Annotated in this window: 15 protein-coding genes; 14 read left to right on the top strand and 1 reads right to left on the bottom strand. The window is 64.4% G+C overall.

The genetic code is table 11. The annotated features are described in order from the left end of the window. Positions 1–7 precede the first annotated feature (7 nt). The 3 genes from prmC to B5X90_RS15215 are packed head-to-tail and all read left to right on the top strand — an operon-like array spanning position 8 to position 2,447. Positions 8–937, top strand: a complete 930-nt coding sequence (gene prmC, locus B5X90_RS15225; RefSeq protein ID WP_079554476.1) for a peptide chain release factor N(5)-glutamine methyltransferase — start codon at positions 8–10, stop codon at positions 935–937. After that, the gene (locus B5X90_RS15220) at positions 934–1,683 is read left to right on the top strand and encodes an L-threonylcarbamoyladenylate synthase (RefSeq protein WP_079554474.1); all 750 of its coding nucleotides are present in this window, start codon (positions 934–936) and stop codon (positions 1,681–1,683) included. Before prmC ends, B5X90_RS15220 begins: the two co-directional genes overlap by 4 nt. Beyond that, positions 1,680–2,447, top strand: a complete 768-nt coding sequence (locus tag B5X90_RS15215) for a WecB/TagA/CpsF family glycosyltransferase (protein ID WP_079554472.1) — start codon at positions 1,680–1,682, stop codon at positions 2,445–2,447. Before B5X90_RS15220 ends, B5X90_RS15215 begins: the two co-directional genes overlap by 4 nt. A gap of 32 nt (positions 2,448–2,479) precedes the next feature. Here the strand turns inward: B5X90_RS15215 and B5X90_RS15210 are convergent, their stop codons facing one another. Beyond that, positions 2,480–3,376: a glycosyltransferase gene (locus B5X90_RS15210; protein ID WP_079554470.1), complete on the bottom strand. Its 897-nt coding sequence runs from the start codon at positions 3,374–3,376 to the stop codon at positions 2,480–2,482. Between the two features lie 314 nt (positions 3,377–3,690). Between B5X90_RS15210 and B5X90_RS15205 the strand changes: the two genes are divergently transcribed. The 11 genes from B5X90_RS15205 to B5X90_RS15150 all read left to right on the top strand — a co-directional run bounded on the left by B5X90_RS15205 (position 3,691) and on the right by B5X90_RS15150 (position 13,403). Then, entirely contained in the window at positions 3,691–4,815 is a 1,125-nt protein-coding gene (locus B5X90_RS15205; protein ID WP_079554468.1) for an MraY family glycosyltransferase, read from the top strand. 129 nt (positions 4,816–4,944) lie between these two features. Further along, positions 4,945–5,430, top strand: coding sequence for a hypothetical protein (locus tag B5X90_RS15200; RefSeq protein ID WP_079554466.1), 486 nt, complete (start codon positions 4,945–4,947; stop codon positions 5,428–5,430). A gap of 446 nt (positions 5,431–5,876) precedes the next feature. Beyond that, on the top strand, positions 5,877–6,677 hold the full coding sequence (gene atpB, locus B5X90_RS15190) for a F0F1 ATP synthase subunit A (RefSeq protein ID WP_079554462.1): 801 nt from the start codon (positions 5,877–5,879) through the stop codon (positions 6,675–6,677). Positions 6,678–6,802: 125 nt separating this feature from the next. Next, positions 6,803–7,021, top strand: coding sequence for an ATP synthase F0 subunit C (gene atpE, locus B5X90_RS15185; protein ID WP_003804776.1), 219 nt, complete (start codon positions 6,803–6,805; stop codon positions 7,019–7,021). Between the two features lie 48 nt (positions 7,022–7,069). Next, a complete protein-coding gene (locus B5X90_RS15180) occupies positions 7,070–7,621 on the top strand; it encodes a F0F1 ATP synthase subunit B (RefSeq protein ID WP_018775706.1) in 552 nt (183 codons plus the stop codon). Further along, complete coding sequence (locus B5X90_RS15175; RefSeq protein WP_079554460.1) at positions 7,621–8,448, top strand: F0F1 ATP synthase subunit delta; 828 nt, start codon at positions 7,621–7,623, stop codon at positions 8,446–8,448. The genes B5X90_RS15180 and B5X90_RS15175 overlap by 1 nt, the downstream gene beginning before the upstream one ends. Before the next feature lie 83 nt (positions 8,449–8,531). Continuing rightward, positions 8,532–10,169: a F0F1 ATP synthase subunit alpha gene (gene atpA / locus B5X90_RS15170; RefSeq protein WP_026266817.1), complete on the top strand. Its 1,638-nt coding sequence runs from the start codon at positions 8,532–8,534 to the stop codon at positions 10,167–10,169. 76 nt (positions 10,170–10,245) lie between these two features. Beyond that, positions 10,246–11,139: a F0F1 ATP synthase subunit gamma gene (locus B5X90_RS15165; RefSeq protein ID WP_018775709.1), complete on the top strand. Its 894-nt coding sequence runs from the start codon at positions 10,246–10,248 to the stop codon at positions 11,137–11,139. An 81-nt stretch (positions 11,140–11,220) separates the two neighbouring features. After that, positions 11,221–12,675 (top strand): F0F1 ATP synthase subunit beta, encoded by a 1,455-nt coding sequence (gene atpD, locus B5X90_RS15160; protein ID WP_018775710.1) that lies wholly within the window; start codon positions 11,221–11,223, stop codon positions 12,673–12,675. A 1-nt stretch (position 12,676) separates the two neighbouring features. After that, the gene (locus B5X90_RS15155; RefSeq protein WP_018775711.1) at positions 12,677–12,961 is read left to right on the top strand and encodes a F0F1 ATP synthase subunit epsilon; all 285 of its coding nucleotides are present in this window, start codon (positions 12,677–12,679) and stop codon (positions 12,959–12,961) included. A 10-nt stretch (positions 12,962–12,971) separates the two neighbouring features. After that, on the top strand, positions 12,972–13,403 hold the full coding sequence (locus tag B5X90_RS15150; RefSeq protein WP_079554458.1) for a DUF2550 domain-containing protein: 432 nt from the start codon (positions 12,972–12,974) through the stop codon (positions 13,401–13,403). Positions 13,404–13,406: the final 3 nt, after the last annotated feature.

Here is a 13,406-nt window from a genome sequence, read left to right as displayed (position 1 = left end):
ACTGGTGATGACTGCAGGTGATGGTCCGAGCCTCGCGGAGGCCGTCAGCGAGGCGACGGCGGTCCTCGCGGCGGCCGGCGTGCCCAGCCCGCGCGTGGACGCCGAGCTCCTGGCCGAGCACCTGCTCGGCGTCGGACTGGGCAGGCTGCGCGCGCTGATGCTCGGGGACTCGCCGGCGCCGGAAGGCTACGCCGACCTCGTCGCCGAACGGGCGCAGCGGATCCCGCTGCAGCACATCACGGGCGTGGCGCACTTCCGCTACCTCGAACTCGCCGTCGGTCCAGGCGTGTTCATCCCGCGGCCGGAGACCGAATCCGTGGTGCAGCTGGTGCTGGACTGGCTCAGCGACAGGAACCGGCTGCACGGCCTGGCGCACCCCAAGGTCGTGGACCTGGGCACCGGGTCCGGTGCCATTGCAGGCTCGATCGCCCATGAGGTTCCCGGCGCGGAAGTCCACGCAGTCGAGTACAGCGAATTCGCGCACGCGTGGGCGGCGAAAAACCTGGCTCCCCTGGGCGTGCACTTGCTCCGCGGCGACCTGCGCGACGCGCTGGCCGAACACAACGGCACGTTCGACGTCGTCGTCTCCAACCCGCCCTACATCCCCGCCGAAGCAATCCCGAACGAACCCGAAGTGGCGCTGCACGACCCGCCCGAGGCGCTCTACGGCGGGGGAGCGGACGGGATGGAGCTTCCGACGGCGGCGGCAGCCTCGGCTGCCCGACTGCTGGTCCCCGGCGGCTACTTCGTGATGGAGCACGCCGAGGTCCAATCGGAATGGATCGCCGCGATGCTCAACCGCACCGGGGTGTTCGCCGAGGTGACAACGCACCGTGACCTCAACGGCAAGGACCGCGCCACCAGCGCCGTCCTGGCACCGTCTGGGCCGGCGCCTGCGAAAAATCGTGTGACATGTGATGAAAGAATAGGCCAGTGACGACTAGCTACGATTGCACGGCGGCCGAACAGCGCGCTGCGGGACTTGAGCACGCCCAACGGGCCATCCGGGAGAACAAGTGCGTGGTCTTTCCCACGGACACGGTCTATGGCATTGCCGCCGACGCCTTTTCCCCCCTTGCCGTGACCCTGCTGCTCGCGTCCAAGGGCAGGAGCCGGAAGATGCCGCCGCCCGTGCTGATCCCGAGGCTGAACGCCCTCGATGGCCTGGCCACGGACGTTCCGGCTGAGGCGCGGCGGCTGGCCGAGGCGTTCTGGCCCGGCGGCCTGACCCTGATCCTGCATGCCCAGCCGTCTTTGGACTGGGATCTCGGCGACACCAAGGGCACGGTCGCCCTGCGGATCCCGGCGGACGAGATCGCACAGGACCTGCTGACACTTACCGGACCCCTCGCGGTGTCCTCCGCGAACCGCACCGGGCACGCAGCGGCGCAGACCGCCGCGGACGCGGAAGCCCAGCTGGCGGAATCCGTGGAGGTTTACCTGGAGGGCGGACCCCGGCCCGCCGACGGCGCCGAGGCCCTCGCCTCGACCATCATCGACGCGACGGCGCTGCCCTTGCGCGTCGTCCGGCAGGGAGCCATCAGCCTCGAACGCCTGCGCGGCGTGGTGCCCGGCGTCCTGGACATCGACGGGAACGCCCCCGATTCTGCGGATGCTCCGGAGCCCGCTGCAGAGCCCGCCGCTGCGGCGGGCGACGCTGCGCCGGAGCCCGGTTCCGCATGACGCTGGAGCGCCAGCGCGTCCCTTTCCTCGACGTCGAAGCGACCCCCGTGACGGTGTCCGAGCTGACCGCGGTCCTCAGCACCTTCATGGCCGAGGGCCAGACCCGGATAGTGGTGGGGCACAACCTGCACAGCGTGACGCTGTTGCACTCCGATCCTGCCTTCCGCTCGTTCTACGAGCGCAGCGACGTGGTCCTGATCGACGGCGCACCGGTGCTCTGGCTCTGGGCGAAGACCGGCGACGAGGACGACGGCAGGGATCCGGTGATGGACTACCGGCTGGGGTCGACCGACTGGATTCCCGCGCTCGGCAAGGTCGCGGGACTGGAGCGCATTGCGGTCATCGGTGCGGGTGCCGTGGCCAACGCCGGCGCCGTGGCCAAGCTGCGCGAAATCGTCCCCGGGGCGCGGGTCGACGGCATGCCCGGCGAAGGCTGGAACAAGGAAGTTGAGGAAGCCGCGGTCGAATGGCTGAACCGGCTGCGCCCGCAGCTTGTGCTGCTGGGCCTCGGGATGCCGCTGCAGGAGCAGGTCATGGCCCGCCGGCTTGCCGCACTTCCGCCTGCGGTCTACTGCACCGTCGGCGGCGCCATCGAACAGATTGCCGGTGTGCAGAAACTGGCGCCGCGCTGGATCGGCCGGCTCGGGCTGGAGTGGGCCTGGCGGCTCATGCTCCACCCGCAGCGGGTGGCCTACCGGGTGTTCGGCGAACCCTGGGTGCTGCTGGGCCTGCTGCTCCGCCGGCGCCTGCGCCGGCAGCCCTAGGCTGCCGGCGGGGCTGCCAGCCGGGGAGCGCGTCAGAACTTCTGGTCCTCCAGCGGGCCGAAGCCTTTGCCGCGGAGCCCGGCGGAAAAGGCGCGGAACCAGTCAGCGAGCCCGCGGAAGTCGCCGCTGCGCAGGAAGTAGCCGAGGTAGCCGCCCACATCCGCGATGAAGGACTTGACCCGGAAGTGGCGGCGGATCATGTACCCGCGGTTCCGGTAGTAGAAGTAGCGCTTGAAGGCGGAATCCGGAACGATCACGTGCCAGCGCGCACCGAAGACGTGCTTGGTTTCAGCGAAGGCGTGCGGGTGCGTGATGGCGGCGGTGGTCACCGTGCCGAAGCGGATCCCGGCCTTCCTGAGCCTGAGCGTGAAATCCACCTCGTCGCCGCGGATGAAAAGGCGCATGTCCGGCAGGCCGACTTTGAAGAAGACATCGGAACGGATCAGGGCGCCGTTGAAGAAGTGCCCGTCGTCGGGCAGGAAGCCGACCTTTTCCACCTCCGCGCGCTCATGCGTGACCTTGCCGCCCAGCCGGAAGAAAAAGGACAGCTGGTCCGGGTGGCCGGGGGCCACCACGAGGGGCACGACGGCGTCCAGGTCACGTTCCTGGGCCTCACGGAGCAACGTGGCAAGGCAGTCGGGATCCGCCGGTTCGGCGTCGTCGTCCATCATCCAGATCCAGTCAGCCCCGCTGGCCACGGCCTTGAGGATGGCCAACGAGAATCCGCCGGCGCCGCCAAGGTTTGCCTCGGACCGGACATAGTCCACGTTGGCGTGCTGGCCGGCCACGTCCTTCGACGGCACTGTGCCACTGTCGACGAGGCAAATGGACTGCACTGGAGCGGTCTGGTTGTTGATGGCGTCCATCAGGACCGCCAGCTCCCTGGGACGGTCAAACGTCACGGCAGCGACTGCAACCGAGGGGGTCATCGCGGGGTCCTTTCAGCACGACCGTCAGTGGTTTTCCCGCCGGCAGAGGGCCGTGTGACGCGAAGACAGGTGGCCGTTGGCATTAGTATCTTGACTAGAGTCCACTGTAATACAGCCCTGTCAGGCACTACGCACTGCCTGCCCTGCGCACGGCGACGGAGAAGTTTCATTTTTCGAAAGACAGTTCCACCGCAATCGAATCCACCCCATTTCCGCAGCTCACCGGCGCGTCCGGTGCTGCGGGACGTGCCGGCGTGCGGTGCCTGTGCTGACGGTGCTGACGGTACGCACGGTGTTCGGCTGGTGGTCGTCCCGTGATCATGTACCTGCTCATGATGCTGACGGCAGCGATCGTGACCTACGCGGCGACATGGGGTGCCCGGCTCGCGGGCAACAAGCTGGAGCTGTATTCCCCGATCCGCAGCCGCGACATGCATTCCACCCCGATCTCCCGGCTCGGCGGCCTCGGCATCTTCGCGGGCGTGCTGGTTGCCCTGGTCACGGCGAGCAATTCGTTCTTCGTCAAGGACATCTTCCGGAACAACACGGCTCCCTGGGGAATCCTGGCCGGGGCCGCTGTGATCGTCGTTGTCGGCGTGGCGGACGACCTGCTGGATCTGAGGTGGTGGGTCAAGCTGATCGGCCAAAGCGCCGCGGCACTGGTCGTGGCCACCTGGGGGGTCCGGATGACGATCATCCCGTTCATCCCCGAGCCGATCGTGATCCAGAACGAGGCCGTGAGCATTGTGCTGACGGCCGGGCTGATCGTCACCACCATGAATGCGTTCAATTTCATCGACGGACTGGACGGGCTCGCCGCGGGCGTGGCGATCATCGGCGGAGCGGCGTTCTTCCTCACCGCCTACTGGGTCCACCGCACGGCCGTCCTGCTGGACCGTTCGGACCTCGCCACCCTGCTGACCGCCGTCGTGGTCGGCAGCTGCGTCGGTTTCCTGCCGCACAACTGGTTCCCCTCCAAGATCTTCATGGGCGATTCCGGCGCCATGCTGATTGGCCTGCTGATGGCCTCGGCCGGCGTCGTCTCGACCGGCCAGATCAGCTCCGGCCTCTACGACCGGGCCAACGGCATCCCCACGATCATCCCCATCCTGTTGCCGTTCGCGGTGCTGTTCCTGCCGCTGCTGGACCTGTGCCTGGCGGTGGTGCGGCGGACGGCGCTGGGCCGGTCGCCGTGGTCGGCGGACCGCGGACACCTGCACCACAAACTCCTGGACATCGGATACTCGCACCGCGGCGCCGTTGTGCTGATGTACCTGTGGACCTGCATCCTGGCCTTCGGCGGCCTCGCCTTCGCGATCTTCCCCTGGCACATAGTCCTCGCCGTCGATCTGGCCGCCGCGGCAATCATGGCCGTGGCGACGGCGTGGCCGTACCTGCGCCAGCGCGGTCCGCGGCAGATGGCCGGCACTCCCGAATAGCTTGACCGGCATGCCCGGGGAACCCGCTCCGACGCGCTTTTCCGAATAATTTCTATCTAATGTAGAATTCAGGGGCGGTACTTCGCCGCCTGCCTTGACCAGCAATACGCCAGCGACGATTGGGATCTGATGACCTCCAACGCCGAACCGGAACCCGCTTCCGGCAACGGACCCGTTGGCGTCTCCGGCCCCACAAAGTCCCTGTGGCTCAGGCTGCTGGCGATGAGTTCCGCGGCCTCCGCCGCAGCCCTGGTGTTGACCGGCGCAGCCGCCTTCATCTTTAACGGCGCCGTGGGTTTCTGGTCCGCCCTGTTCGGGGGCGCGCTGGTGATGGCCTTCTTCGCCATCAGCCTCGCGGTGGGCCACTTCGTCGGCCGCAACAACCCCTCCGGAGCGATCGGGCTGTTCGTCGCGACGTACTTCGTCAAGGTTGTCGGCTTCGCCGTGGTCCTCTTCGTCATCGGTGCCCCGGCATGGCTGCATGGCCGCTGGTTCCTGATCGGCGCCGTCGTCACCGTCGTGTTCTGGCAGGCAGCCGAAATTTACGGTTTTAGCAAGGCCAGGCTCCAGATTTACAACGATCCCGAAACGCGAAAAGGCGGCACCGATGTTTAGCCGCAAATCCGGCCGCAGGCCAGTTACCGGACGACGTACCGGACCAGAAAACCAGCCAGCCAAATCACCCAAAACTACGCCCGGTGCCCCCGGTGTATCGGCCGACGGAAGCGACGGCGGATACAACGCCGGAATCGCCGTCTTCAGCTACATTGTTGGCGGAATCATCGTCTGGAGTTTGATAGGGTGGGGACTGGATAATCTGTGGGGAACCCGCTGGATTGTGCTCGCAGGCGCTCTGCTTGGAGCTGCGGGAGGGTTCTATCTTTCTCATATGCACGGCCTCACCAGTAACAGAACTTCAGCTGATGACGGCACTGCTGCACGTGGCCCGTCCCAGGACGAGGAACAGTAATGCCAAATAATTTCACAGGGGGAGAGGCGGGCACCAATGTCGCCGGTCCCCGCCCAACGCCCAATGATGGACACTGCAGAGAGGAAACGCGTTGATCGCGCTTGCGCTCCCGGCCCAAGATTCAGGAACCTTCACGCCTCCTGGAATTGAAGAACTTCACCTGCCGGCTATCATCCCCTGGGGTGCTGCCGACGGTTTTTCCAAGCAGATGCTGCTGGTAATCCTGTCGGTCGTCATTATCGGTACATTCTTTGTGATCGCTGCACGGAAGCAGCAGCTCGTCCCCGGCAAGCTGCAGTTCGCTGGCGAGGCTGCCTATAGCTTCGTCCGCAACAGCATCGCCAAGGACATTATCGGCGGCCGGGACTTCATGAAGTATGTCCCCCTGCTGTTCACGCTTTTCTTCTTCATCCTCGTGAACAACATCTACGGTGCAATCCCGCTGATCCAGCTTCCGACCTTCTCGCACGTCGGCGGGGCCTACGTGCTCGCAGCGATCGTGTACGTCACCTGGATCGCCGTCGGCGTCAGGAAGAGCGGCGTGCGGTACTTCAAGCTCGCCACGGTTCCGTCCGGCGTGCCGTTCTACATTCTCCCGATCGTCGTACCGATCGAGATCATCTCCAACTTCCTGGTCCGTCCGGTCACGCACAGCCTCCGTCTGTTCGCCACCATGCTGGCCGGCCACCTCATCATCATGATCTCCGGTGCGGGCATCGAATACCTCGTGATGCAGGAAAACGTCCTCCTCAAGGGCGCGTCCGTACTCGTCCTTGGCGGTGCGATCGCCATGTACATGCTCGAAGCGCTGATCATGGTGCTGCAGGCCTACGTCTTCACGCTGCTGACCGCGATCTACATCGAAGGCGCGCTGCACGCCGACAGCCACTAGGCGAAGGCCTTCAGGCGCAAACGCCAGAAGGCACAACCCCAGCCGGCACAACATAGTCTTCCCCTCACGGGGATGAAGCAACCCAAACAACCTGCCACATGGGTGGCATCTTGAAAGGAAGAAAAATGGAAGGCTCCATCAACGGCTCCCTCAACCTCATCGGCTACGGCCTCTCCGCCATCGGCGGTGGTATCGGTGTGGGTCTCGTGTTCGCCGCGTACATCAACGGTGTAGCACGTCAGCCGGAAGCCCAGCGCGTCCTGCAGCCGATCGCATTCCTCGGCCTCGCGCTGACTGAAGCCCTCGCCATCCTTGGCCTGGTCTTCGCGTTCGTTCTCAAGTAAACAGAACAACCGAACATCCAGAACCGAGTAGATAAGGACGGGTGAAATATGAATCAAGCGATCATCTCAGCCGCCACCGAAGGCGGTACTAACCCCCTCGTTCCCAATCCTTGGGAAATGCTTGTCGTCTTCGCCGGCTTTGCTCTCCTCATGTTCATCGTGGTCAAGTACGTTGTCCCGATGTTCGAGAAGACCTTCGCGGAGCGGGCCGAAGCCATCGAGGGTGGTATCGCCAAGGCCGAAAAGGCCCAGGCCGAGGCCTCCGCAGCACTCGAAGAGTACAAGGCGCAGCTCACGGAAGCCCGCACCGAAGCCAACCGCATCCGCGAGGAAGCACGCGCCGAAGGCGCCCAGATCCTTGCAGAGCTGAAGGAGAAGGCGGCTGCCGAGTCTGCCCGCATCACCGCGCAGGCCCACACGCAGATCGAATCCGAGCGCCAGGCGGCCGTCGTGTCGCTCCGCGCGGAGGTCGGCACGCTGGCCACGACGCTGGCGAGCCGCATCGTCGGCGAGGCACTGAGCGACGATGCACGGTCGGCCCGAGTGGTGGACCGCTTCCTGGCAGATCTGGAGAACCAGAACGCGGGTGTAGCTAAGTAATGGCAGGTGTATCGAGCGAATCGCTGGCCGCTGCGCTGGCGGCACTGGAGGCCAAGCTTCCCACCGCGTCGCTGCAGTTGGCAAAGGAACTCTTCGGAATCCTGGGAACTGTGGACAGTTCGGCCGGCTTGCGCCGTGCTTTGACTGACCCGTCCCGCAGCGGTGACGAAAAGTCGGCGCTGGTCAAGCAGCTCTTCAGCGGGAAAGTCTCCGCTGAGGCTGTCGAAATCGCAGCCGGACTGGCCAGCTCCCGCTGGGCATCGGCACGGGATATCGGCGATGCACTCGAGACTCTTGCCGCTTCGGTGGTCATCGCTGTTGCCGAGAACAAGTCGGCCGTCTCTGCCTCCGGGCTCACCGGACTGGAATCGCTGGAGAACGATCTGTTCGCCTTCAACCAGGCCGTCGAGTCCAGCCACGAGGTCCAGCGTGCTCTGTCCGAGCCGCAGGCCAGCCCGGCCGCCAAGGTGTCCCTCGCCGACAAGCTCGTACCCGGTGCGAGCGAGGAAGCGAAAGTCCTGATCGGGCAGGCCGTCACGGCTCCGCGCGGACTTAAGGTCACCAGGCTGGTCCGCCGTTTCGCCGAACTTGCAGCCAAGCGCCAGCAGCGCTGGATTGCAACGGTCGACGTCACCCGTCCGCTGACGGAGACGCAGATCAGCCGCCTGCAGGCGGGGCTGAACGCCCTTTACGGGCGCGAGCTCAAGATCAACATGAACGTTGACCCGGCACTGATCGGTGGCATCCGGATCCAGGTAGGTGACGAAGTGGTTGACGCTTCGGTCGCCGGCCGCCTGGGCCAGCTCCAGCGTCAGCTTGCCGGCTAGCCGGACAAGCACAACCTAACGACAAGAAACCCCGGTCATCGTGAGCAACGATGATCACGAAAACAGGAGAGCAGGGACTGCAGATGGCCGAATTGACCATCAACGCCGACGACGTCCGTAATGCGTTGAACGAGTTCGCGGCGTCCTACGAACCCGGAAACGCAGAGCGCGTAGAGGTCGGCCGTGTAACAACCGCAGGTGACGGCATCGCCCGTGTTGAGGGCCTTCCCTCGGTCATGGCGAACGAGCTGCTTCGCTTCGAAGACGGCACGCTGGGCCTGGCCCAGAACCTCGACGTCCGCGAGATCGGCGTCATCATCCTCGGTGACTTCACCGGAATCGAAGAAGGCCAGGAAGTCCACCGCACCGGGCAGGTTCTGTCCGTTCCGGTTGGCGACGCCTTCCTCGGCCGCGTGGTTGACCCGCTGGGCCAGCCCATCGATGACCTCGGCGAGATCAAGGCCGAGACCACCCGTGCCCTGGAACTCCAGGCACCCGGCGTGACCCAGCGTAAGTCGGTCCACGAGCCGATGCAGACCGGGCTCAAGGCTATCGACGCCATGATCCCGATCGGCCGCGGCCAGCGCCAGCTGATCATCGGTGACCGCCAGACCGGCAAGTCCGCCATTGCCATCGACACGATCATCAACCAGAAGGCCAACTGGGCTTCCGGTGACGTGAAGAAGCAGGTGCGCTGCATCTACGTGGCGATCGGCCAGAAGGCATCCACGATCGCAGCCGTCCGCCAGACCCTCGAGGACAACGGCGCCCTGGAATACACCACGATCGTGGCTTCCCCGGCGTCCGACCCCGCAGGCTTCAAGTACCTGGCACCGTACGCCGGCTCGGCCATCGGCCAGCACTGGATGTATGGCGGCAAGCACGTCCTCATCGTGTTCGATGACCTGTCCAAGCAGGCCGAGGCCTACCGTGCAGTGTCGCTGCTGCTCCGCCGCCCGCCGGGACGCGAAGCCTACCCGGGCGACGTCTTCTACTTGCACTCCCGTCTGCTGGAGCGTTGTGCCAAGCTCTCCGATGAGCTCGGTGCAGGCTCGATGACCGGTCTGCCGCTGATCGAGACCAAGGCGAACGACGTTTCCGCCTACATCCCGACCAACGTGATCTCCATCACCGATGGCCAGATCTTCCTGCAGTCGGACCTCTTCAACGCCAACCAGCGTCCCGCTGTCGACGTCGGCGTGTCCGTCTCCCGTGTTGGTGGCGCCGCCCAGGTCAAGTCCATGAAGAAGGTCTCCGGTACCTTGAAGCTGGAACTGGCCCAGTACCGCGACATGCAGGCCTTCGCTATGTTTGCCTCGGACCTGGACGCCGCATCGCGCCAGCAGCTGACCCGCGGTGCACGCCTGATGGAACTGCTCAAGCAGGGCCAGTACTCGCCGTTCCCGGTCGAGAACCAGGTCGTCTCCATCTGGGCCGGCACCAACGGCCACCTGGACGAGGTTCCGGTTGAAGACATCAACCGCTTCGAGACCGAGTTCCTGGAGCACCTCAAGCACAAGTCCTCCATCCTGACGACGCTGGCCCAGACCAACGTCATGGACGATGACACCGCTGAAGCACTGAAGACCGCAATCGTGGACTTCAAGAAGGGCTTCTTCGGCGAGGGAGACAACCTCCTGGTCGGTGCGGGGCACGAGGAGCACGCCCCCATCGGCGAGGATCAGGTCGACCAGGAAAAAATCGTCAAGCAGAAGCGCTAGTTTCGCTGGCAGGGACTGCCGGGACCCGCACGGGTTCCGGCAGTCCCGGCCATCGGGATCTTAGGAAAGGATAAGTATGGGAGCCCAGATCCGGGTCTACCGCCAGAAGATCAGCTCGACGACGTCGATGCGCAAGATCTTCAAGGCGATGGAACTGATCGCTACCTCGCGCATCGGCAAGGCCCGCGCACGCGTAGCAGCTTCACTGCCTTACGCGAACGCGATCACGCGTGCCGTTTCTGCTGTCGCAAGCCAGAGCGAAATCGACCACCCGCTGGTCACCGAGCCGGCGCAGATCCGCCGGGCCGCCGTCCTGGTCATCACCTCGGACCGTGGCCTCGCCGGATCTTACTCGGCGAGTGTCCTCAAGCAGGCCGAAGGCCTCAATGAGCTGCTCCACGGGGAAGGCAAGGAAGTCAAGACGTTCCTGGTCGGCCGCAAGGCGCAGGCTTACTTCGACTTCCGGAACCGTGAATACGCCCGCGTATGGACCGGCAACACGGATGCACCGGAGTTTGCGACCGCCCGCGAAGTCAGTGAAGCACTGCTGGCCGAATTCGCTACCGCCTACGAAGAGGGCGGCGTCGACGAAATCCACGTCGTCTACACCCGCTTCAAGTCGATGGTGACCCAGGAGCCGACGGTCGTCCGTCTGCTGCCGCTCGAGGTTGTCGAAGAGAAAGCCGCGTCCGAATCGGACCTGCTGCCCCTCTACGAATTCGAGCCGGAAACGGAGCAGGTTCTCGATGCCCTGCTGCCGCGCTACATCGAATCACGTATCTTCGCCGCCATGTTGCAGGCAGCAGCTTCCGAGCTCGCAGCCCGCCAGCGTGCGATGAAGTCCGCCGGCGACAACGCGACGGATCTCATCAAGAAGTACACGCGTCTGCGCAACACTGCCCGTCAGGCTGAAATTACGCAGGAGCTTTCCGAAATCGTTGCCGGTGCCGACGCGTTGTCCGCGTCCTAGCCAGCACGAGCCCGGATCCAGCTGTACCTGCAACAAAAGATAAACTTAACCCCACGCCATCTACTGAGTGAAGTGAGAGAGATGACTGCCACTGCTACCGATCACGTAGCCGCAACGTCCGGTGCTACCGGTCGTATTGCACGTGTTATTGGCCCGGTTGTCGACGTCGAATTCCCGGCTGACGCAATCCCCTCGATTTACAACGCACTCACCACCGAGATCACTCTCAATGGTGAGACCCGAACCATCACGTTCGAGGTTGCCCTGCACCTGGGTGACAACCTGATCCGTGCCATCTCCCTCCAGGCCACCGACGGACTTGTCCGCGGTACCAACGTGGTGGACACCGGTGCCCCGATCTCCGTGCCTGTGGGCGACGGCGTCAAGGGCCACATCTTCAACGTGCTGGGCCAGCCCCTCGACGTTGCCGAGTCCGAACTCCAGATCAGCGAACGCTGGCCTATCCACCGCAAGGCTCCGGCCTTCGCGACACTGGAAGGCTCCACCGAGATGCTGGAAACCGGCATCAAGGTGATCGACCTCCTCACCCCGTACATCAAGGGTGGCAAGATCGGCCTGTTCGGTGGTGCCGGCGTCGGCAAGACCGTGCTGATCCAGGAAATGATCACCCGTGTTGCCCGCAACTTCGGCGGCACCTCGGTGTTCGCCGGTGTCGGCGAGCGTACCCGTGAAGGTAACGACCTCTGGGTCGAAATGGAAGAGGCCGGCGTCCTCAAGGACACCGCCCTTGTGTTCGGCCAGATGGACGAGCCGCCGGGAACGCGTCTGCGCGTTGCACTGTCCGCCCTGACCATGGCGGAGTACTTCCGCGATGTGCAGAACCAGGACGTGCTGCTCTTCATCGACAACATCTTCCGCTTCACCCAGGCAGGCTCCGAGGTTTCCACCCTCCTCGGCCGCATGCCGTCGGCCGTGGGTTACCAGCCCAACCTGGCTGACGAGATGGGTCTCCTCCAGGAGCGCATCACGTCCACCAAGGGCCACTCCATCACCTCGATGCAGGCCATCTACGTCCCCGCAGATGACTACACCGACCCGGCTCCGGCCACGACCTTCGCACACCTCGACGCGACCACGGAACTTTCCCGTGAAATCGCTTCCCGTGGTCTGTACCCGGCCGTTGACCCGCTGACGTCGACCTCCCGCATCCTGGATCCGCAGTACATCGGCCACGACCACTACAACACGGCCGTCCGCGTCAAGCAGATCCTGCAGAAGAACAAGGAACTTCAGGACATCATCGCCATCCTCGGCGTTGACGAACTCTCTGAAGAAGACAAGATCGTCGTGTCGCGTGCACGCCGCATCCAGCAGTTCCTCTCGCAGAACACCTACACCGCCAAGCAGTTCACCGGCGTCGAGGGCTCCACCGTGTCCATCAAGGACACTGTTGAGGGCTTCACCGCTATCTGCGACGGCGACCTTGACCACGTTGCAGAGCAGGCGTTCTTCAACGTCGGCGGCCTGGACGACGTCGAGCGCCAGTGGGCCAAGATCCAGGAACAGACCAAGTAATATGGCTGAGCTTGAGGTTGAGATTGTCGCAGCGGACCACTTCGTGTGGTCCGGAGCGGCCAAGATGGTCAAGGCCCGCACCAGCGATGGTGAAATCGGAATCCTGCCCGGCCACTCGCCCCTGCTGGCGATTCTGGCCGAAGGTGAGCTGGCAATCGAGCCGGTATCCGGTGACCGCATCGCTGTAGTTGTTGACGGGGGATTCTTCTCTGTTGACAACAACAGGGTGGTCATTGTTGCTGACAACGCCCAAATGGGCGAAGCGGCTACTGCGGGGATCCGCTAGCACGACCTTGATGAACGATATTGGTTGGCCGTTCATCGTCCTGGCAACTGCGTTTGCGTTGCTGGTATTTGCACTGTGCCTTTCGGGGGTGCGCCGCTTCAATCTGCGGCGCGCCCTCGGTACGGTGGACGCCTCCATCTGCACGGCTGGAAACAGTTGGCAGATGGGGGTTTGTCGTTATCAGGACAACGACCTCGAGTGGTTCCGCCTGGTCTCACTGAGCGTCCGCCCCAAGCACACCTTCCGGCGCAGCTCGCTGGAGTTGCTTGGCCGGCGCAAGCCGACCGAATCCGAGCTCCTCAAGGTCCAGCCCGACGCCGTCATCGTGGAGCTCCGCTACGAGGGCCAGCAGGTCCTCCTCGCCATGCGCTTCGATGCCTACACGGGGTTGTCGTCCTGGCTTGAGGCCGGACCCGTCATCGGCGTCGGCACCTGGCGCTAGCCC

The sequence above is a fragment of the Arthrobacter sp. 49Tsu3.1M3 genome, from assembly GCF_900168135.1.
Taxonomy (GTDB): Bacteria; Actinomycetota; Actinomycetes; order Actinomycetales; family Micrococcaceae; genus Arthrobacter.
The sequence above is the reverse complement of the archived record's forward strand: the minus strand, read 5'-3'. Positions and strand labels throughout refer to the sequence as shown.